The organism is Vibrio minamisatsumaniensis, from assembly GCF_050337445.1.
In the GTDB taxonomy this organism is placed as follows: domain Bacteria; phylum Pseudomonadota; class Gammaproteobacteria; order Enterobacterales; family Vibrionaceae; genus Vibrio; species Vibrio artabrorum.
In genome coordinates this window covers 42,269-48,585 of sequence record NZ_JAKJSY010000031.1, presented here as the reverse complement: position 1 = coordinate 48,585, position 6,317 = coordinate 42,269, and the positions used below count along the sequence as shown (strand labels likewise).

The 6,317-nt window shown below is 44.0% G+C and carries 7 protein-coding genes; 4 read left to right on the top strand and 3 right to left on the bottom strand.

Annotated elements, in window-relative coordinates; all coding sequences use genetic code 11:
- Positions 1 to 46 precede the first annotated feature (46 nt).
- A complete protein-coding gene (locus L4B77_RS08930) occupies positions 47 to 943 on the top strand; it encodes a cation diffusion facilitator family transporter (protein WP_429749882.1) in 897 nt (298 codons plus the stop codon).
- Between the two features lie 48 nt (positions 944 to 991).
- On the opposite strand, the gene yddG is transcribed toward L4B77_RS08930, so the two are convergent.
- A complete protein-coding gene (gene yddG / locus L4B77_RS08925; protein ID WP_372040939.1) occupies positions 992 to 1,921 on the bottom strand; it encodes an aromatic amino acid DMT transporter YddG in 930 nt (309 codons plus the stop codon).
- Positions 1,922 to 2,101: 180 nt separating this feature from the next.
- Positions 2,102 to 2,776 carry a pyrimidine 5'-nucleotidase gene (yjjG, locus tag L4B77_RS08920; RefSeq protein ID WP_429749879.1) on the bottom strand — a complete coding sequence of 225 codons (675 nt, stop codon included), beginning with the start codon at positions 2,774 to 2,776 and terminating at the stop codon, positions 2,102 to 2,104.
- Between the two features lie 225 nt (positions 2,777 to 3,001).
- Here yjjG and L4B77_RS08915 point away from each other — a divergent pair, with 225 nt between their 5' ends.
- The 3 genes from L4B77_RS08915 (at position 3,002) to L4B77_RS08905 (ending at position 5,713) form a co-directional block, all read left to right on the top strand.
- Positions 3,002 to 3,169, top strand: a complete 168-nt coding sequence (locus L4B77_RS08915) for a hypothetical protein (RefSeq protein WP_372066635.1) — start codon at positions 3,002 to 3,004, stop codon at positions 3,167 to 3,169.
- Positions 3,170 to 3,404: 235 nt separating this feature from the next.
- Positions 3,405 to 4,553, top strand: coding sequence for an L-threonine dehydrogenase (yiaY, locus tag L4B77_RS08910; RefSeq protein WP_429749877.1), 1,149 nt, complete (start codon positions 3,405 to 3,407; stop codon positions 4,551 to 4,553).
- A 236-nt stretch (positions 4,554 to 4,789) separates the two neighbouring features.
- Positions 4,790 to 5,713, top strand: coding sequence for a hypothetical protein (locus L4B77_RS08905; protein ID WP_429749875.1), 924 nt, complete (start codon positions 4,790 to 4,792; stop codon positions 5,711 to 5,713).
- A gap of 122 nt (positions 5,714 to 5,835) precedes the next feature.
- Here the strand turns inward: L4B77_RS08905 and L4B77_RS08900 are convergent, their stop codons facing one another.
- Positions 5,836 to 6,270, bottom strand: a complete 435-nt coding sequence (locus tag L4B77_RS08900; protein WP_261840213.1) for a YccF domain-containing protein — start codon at positions 6,268 to 6,270, stop codon at positions 5,836 to 5,838.
- Positions 6,271 to 6,317 lie beyond the last annotated feature (47 nt).

The window sequence follows — 6,317 nt, the reverse complement described above, 5'->3', positions numbered from 1 at the left end:
TTCAATATTAGAACAATGAAGTTATCAAAAACATCTGGAAAATTTTATGTGTGACAGGAAAAGCCAAAACGAAAACCGAGTATTATTATTCTCAGCCCTTTTAGCATCAGGCTTCGCCATTGGCGGATTGGTATTGGGTCTGCTCGTTGGCTCTCTGGTCATTGTATTTGACGGTGTTTACTCTCTTATCAGCTTACTGTTAACTTTATTGTCACTCGCAGCCTCTAAGTACATTAACCGCCCTTCAGATACGGCATTCCCGTTTGGTCGAGCAATCATTGAACCGATTGTTATTGCCATTAAAGCCGTTGTGATTTTGCTTGTAGTCGGTTACTCGCTTTACTCAGCCATTGGCGCTTTGATGACGGGTGGCCGTGAAGTGGATGCTTCGGTCGCGACTCTATTTGGCCTTTTCAACGTATTGGGGTGTGGTTACGCTTGGTGGTACATCACCAATAAAAGTAAACGTATTTCTTCTGGTTTGATTCAAGCTGAATCTAAACAGTGGCAGATGGACACCCTATTAAGTGTGGCGGTAACAGCAGGTTTTGTTGTGGCTTGGGTGGTGACTTACTCTCCGTTTGCTGAATACGCGGTGTATGCTGATCCAATGATGATGTTGTTAATGTCTTTCTACTTCATCAAAGTGCCTGTCGACATGTTACGTGAAGCAATGCGCGAATTGCTGATGATGTCGGCGACCAAAGATATTTGTGATGCGGTAGATAAGAACGTTATCGCCGTAGACAAAGAAGCGGATCAAGATTTGGAGTTAATGGGGGTAACTAAGGTAGGCCCTGAGCTAAGAATCAACATTGATATTCATACCAACGACCAAGATGCGATTGCGGTCGATGATATTGAACGTACGCGCCGCCAACTTAAGCGACGCCTATCGAAGATGCCGTATGATCTTCAATTGAATCTTAATGTCGCAAGCTAGCTTTACGTCTGAACTGGCGCTCTAAAATAAGCGTAACCTAAAACCAGATTAAGTTTGAGATAACACCTCTTCAGAAGCCGACACCTTTGCTGTCGGCTTTTCTCTTGTTACCCACCAGCAAGCCAGCGAGCCAACCGTTACCATACATACGCCCTGCCAAAAAGCGATGTTCAATGTTAAACCCAAAATTAAAGAAGAGAGCACAGTCGAAAAGATTGGTGTGAAATACGACATGGTTGCCAAAAACACCATGTTGCCACCAAGAATCGCCGTGTTCCAAAGTGCATAACCAGCTCCCATACAGGCCCCAGCCAACGCTAAGTCAATCGCCGCACTCGTTGTCATCACCATGCCGGTTTCATCACTCAATGCGTATTTAATCCACAGAGTGATCGCCGTAGCGATAAAGAAAAGCACAATCGCATTCTGCCCTTTAGCAACGCGCTGGGTGTAGTTACAGTAAACAGCCCAAATAATCGCACCCAAAAACGCCATCGAATAGGTTTTAGGGTTCGTCGCAATGTTGGCAGCAATTTGATCAACAGATAGACCTTGATCACCACTGATGCTCCAAGCCACACCAAAGAATGCCAAAAAGATACTTGGATAAACCAACCAGTTAATCTTCTTGTCGCTCAGCAACACCGCAAACAACACCGTCAGTGCCGGCCATAGATAGTTGATTACTGCCATCTCTATGGCTTGATGTCGGCTGTTCGCCATTCCCAAAGCCAGAGCCAGGAAAATCTCATAACAAACGAACAAGGCGCCGCCAATCAGCAAGTAAGACTTAGAAAAGCGTGAAAGCTTAGGTAGCCCCATAACACAAACCAACAACAACGAACTCACCGTGTAAAGGCTGGCAGCCCCACCAATTGGACCTAGCTGTTCTGAGACACTACGAGACAGAGCAATCAAGCAGCTCCAGAGTAAGATGGCGATAATACCGTAGCAGCTATAACGATGAGATTTCAGCACGCCTTTTCCTTTATCTGTTTTGATGATCACTCTATGGTTAAACCAAGTTAAAAATAATTGGCCGAGTACATTTTCGTACTCGGCCATCAATAGCAAACGGGCCAAATCAACCGTTTGCTATTACGTATTCGCTAGTGACACTTAACTATTAACTATTAACTATTAACTATTAACTATTAACTAAGCCAGTAGCAACGCTTGCAAGTCAGCCAAAGACTTTACTTGATAGTGAGGAGTGATCCCCTCTGGCGTTGCCTTTTCTTGACTGTTTAACCAGCAAGTTTCGATGCCAAAATCGAGTCCGCCTAAAATATCGGAATGTGGGTTGTCCCCGACCATCAATATTCTTTGTTTCGATGGCAATCCAACCAGCTTATGCGCATATTCAAAAATCTGGGCATCAGGCTTAGCGACCCCAACCTCTTCAGAAATGATCACATGATCAAAGTAATCGGTCATTCCTGTGCGCTCTAACCGGATTGACTGCAGCTCTGTAAAACCGTTCGTGATGATGCCCATGTTCACTTTGCCTTTTAAAGACTCCATCAACTCTTGTGCCCCCGGTAATAAAGAACAGATATCCGCCATCGCCATTAAAAATGCACTGTTTAAAGCCGTCGTCGTTGTCTCTAACTTTTCAGCCCAATTTTCAAAGCGCGTGTGCTTCAGTTGGTCTGCGGTAATACGACCATCTTGATAATCAACCCAAAGTGGTAAGTTCACCTTCTGATAAGCTGAATAGTCCTGTTCGCTGAAGTCCACACCAAAACGAGAAAACATCAACTTCATTCCCTGATAAGCATCAAAATGGAACAAGGTTTCATCTGCATCAAAGAATATCCAATCGTACTTCATTTTATGTCCTATTATTCGCACTGTTGAGCCGCGCCTACACTATTTTTTTCGTTGTTTTTATCGCGGCCTAAAAGGCCGTGGCATCACTTTACCCTCAATTTTGTGAGCTTGTATATAAATCTAATCATTTATAGAAAACAAGTCGCAAGTCATGATATATCGCAAATGTTGCCACATATTAAACCAATACCATACAAGAAATACACTTAGGTACCGGGAGGTACTATGAAGCACTTTTTACCCTCGTCAGTCATGCTTACCCCTTTTCTTGTCAAATACTATGACGATGAACCAGAGGACACGCTTGATAATGAAGAACCACAAATTGAATGCAGTGAGGACTCAGAGAAAAATGCATCACAAGCTGACATTGAACACGTTGTCAGTAAATAAGCTTATTTTTCATTGTTATCGTTCACCATTATTCTTCTGATTGAGTCTATTTATCATTATCTATTGATGACAAAAATACACTAAAAACTAGGGAAACGATTGCTATATAAGCCTTATCACAACGACTCGCGACAAAGTATCCGTTCAGAATCAAAGTTGTTCTAGATCAATAGTCAACCCCTTGAATATCGACACCATGTAGCAAATAAAAAATCATTACTAACGGAGCTCTCCAATGTCTACTGCATTTTACATCCCTACAATCAACTTCATGGGCACTGGCTGTCTGAAAGATGCGGCTGATAGCATCCAATCTCAAGGATTCAAAAAAGGTTTGATCGTTACCGATAAGATCCTGAATCAAATTGGCGTAGTTAAGCAGGTACAAGATCTTCTTAGTCAGCGAGGCGTAGACGCCGTTGTCTTCGACGGTACCCAACCAAACCCAACCATCACTAATGTGAACGATGGCCTTGAATTGCTGACCGACAACGATTGTGATTTTGTTGTTTCTCTTGGTGGCGGTTCTCCACATGACTGTGCGAAGGGCATTGCTCTGGTTGCTTCTAACGGCGGAAAGATTGCTGATTACGAAGGCGTCGATCAGTCTGAGAAACCAATGATGCCTTTGATTGCTATCAACACCACAGCAGGCACCGCATCGGAAATGACACGTTTCTGCATCATCACTGACGAAGCTCGCCACATCAAGATGGCAATTGTTGATAAGCACACAACACCGCTTATCTCTGTCAACGATCCTGAGTTAATGCTGGCTAAACCGGCATCATTAACAGCCGCTACAGGTATGGACGCATTAACGCATGCAATCGAAGCTTACGTTTCTATCGCAGCAACGCCAATTACAGACGCTGTGGCAATTAAAGCCATCGAGCTTGTACAAGCGCACCTAAGAACTGCGGTAGCGCACGGAGAAGACATTGAAGCTCGTGAGCAAATGGCTTACGCACAGTTCATGGCGGGTATGGCGTTCAACAACGCGTCACTGGGTTACGTTCACGCAATGGCACACCAACTAGGCGGTTTCTACGACCTCCCACACGGTGTATGTAACGCCATTTTGCTTCCACACGTTCAACGTTACAACGCACAAGTTTGCCCAGAGCGTCTACGTGATGTAGCAAAAGCTATGGGGGTGAATGTGGAAGGCATGACAGCAGATCAAGGCGCAGAAGCAGCGATCAACGCGATTGTTCAACTTGCAAACGATGTCAACATCCCAACAGGCATTGCACAGCTTGGTGCTAAACTAGAAGACATCCCAACGCTGTCTGATAACGCACTGAAAGATGCGTGTGGATTCACTAACCCTAAACAAGCGACACACGAAGAAATTTCAGCGATTTTCGAAGCGGCAATGTAATCTAGAGACGGGGCTCTATTAGCCTCTCTTGGTTAAAGGCTGTTCTAGAAACAAATCAACCTAAATACAAACGGGCTCACTTTCTGAGTCCGTTTTTTTCGCGGTCCGATCCTTTCCAAACCTTTCCCTCGTCACTAATCACTAATCACTAATCACTAATCACTAAAAAAGTCGCATTATTGCAATTGCTTGATTATAGTTAACCTATTGATATATAAAATGACAAACAGGTTCCATTGAGTCTTAGGATAGCGAACTACTCATTATTAACGTCACTCCTTTCATACTCCGTTCAGGCAGAGGAAAAAAATGCGTGTCACAGCCAAGCGTTAGAAGACGCCCCTATCGAAAAAGCCTACCACTTCCTAAACCGTAAGTTTTGCCAGCCCGCATTGTGGTTTGATAGCTTCTTTGTGGATGAACGCATTACTGAAGATGCCAGAGCAGGAACGTCTGTGCGTTGGTATAACGATTTTACGTATTCGGAAGGTGGTGAGATTGACTATTCCACCAAGCTCAATGCACGTTTGCATCTTCCTTTTGTCAGCAAACGGCTCAAGTTAATCTACGAATCTGTCAGCGATGAAGAGTTCTTGGATTTCTTTCCACAAGATTCAAAAGAACTAGAGAGTGCGCTTGGCCTGCGTTACGACGCCTATGCTAAAGGCTACAGCAGCTTCAATATTAAGGTGACATTGCGTCCACGCATCGAAGCTCGCTATCGTTTTACCTACCCTCTCACAACCGATGCGGTATTCAGGCTTACCCAACGCATATATCAAGAGAAACAAGAGACTGGAGAAATCACCGATATCGACTTTGACCTATCACTCAGTGATGATTTCTTAGTTCGTTGGTCAAGTTTTGCCGGGTACAATGACGATCTTGATGGCTGGATCTATGGTACGGGATTCACCTTATATCATTATCTTGCTCAAGACCAAGCGCTTCAATATAGCGCCACGATCAATGCAACGGATAAGCCTTATAATCATTACGAATACGCTCAGGTTTCGGTGACCTACCGACAAAACGTCTGGAAAGAGTGGCTGTTCTACGAGCTCATTCCTCGTTATCAATGGGAACGAGAACCGAATAAAAAACATACTGAAGAAGCCAACATCACCTTTCGGCTTGAAGTCCTGTTCAATAATGTGTAGCTCAACGATGTCACTCAACAACGTTTAGTTCGCTTTCTAAAATGAGCATCATAAGATAGGAACACAAAAAAGCACATCATACGATGTGTTTTTTCAGTTTAATCTAAGCTGAGAGTGTCATCTTAGCCTTTGTAATTTCTTACTCGTGCTGCTTCTGCTTCACGTTTGTCGACAACCGTTTTACCGATTGGCGCCAACGAGATAAGCGCTAATTTAAGATGTTGAATCGCAAACGGAATACCGATGATAGTAATGAAACACGCCACGGCTGACATGATATGACCAATCGCAAGCCAGATCCCCGCCAAAAAGAACCAAATAACATTACCAATCATACCCAGCGGGCCTGTGCCGATATCCATTTCATTGGTCAGCTCGTCACGCGAAATCGCTTCCTGACCAAATGGGAAGAATGAGAAGCTACCCATAACAAAACACGCTCGCCCCCATGGGATACCCACGATGGTTAGGAATGCGATCAATCCGAAAAACCACCACGCCAGTCCCATAAATACGCCACCGAACAGAAACCAAATGATGTTTCCGATTGTTTTCATTCTGTATTCTCCAACTCATTGAGTGCTGTTTATTTGATATGCCGAAT

What these genes read in the sequence shown, in the direction of transcription:
- L4B77_RS08930 (WP_429749882.1), top strand. Translation starts at nt 47, where the DNA reads ATGTGTGACAGGAAAAGCCAAAACGAAAACCGAGTATTATTATTCTCA.
- yjjG (WP_429749879.1), bottom strand. Translation starts at nt 2,776, where the DNA reads ATGAAGTACGATTGGATATTCTTTGATGCAGATGAAACCTTGTTCCAT.
- L4B77_RS08915 (WP_372066635.1), top strand. Translation starts at nt 3,002, where the DNA reads ATGAAGCACTTTTTACCCTCGTCAGTCATGCTTACCCCTTTTCTTGTC.
- yiaY (WP_429749877.1), top strand. Translation starts at nt 3,405, where the DNA reads ATGTCTACTGCATTTTACATCCCTACAATCAACTTCATGGGCACTGGC.
- L4B77_RS08900 (WP_261840213.1), bottom strand. Translation starts at nt 6,270, where the DNA reads ATGAAAACAATCGGAAACATCATTTGGTTTCTGTTCGGTGGCGTATTT.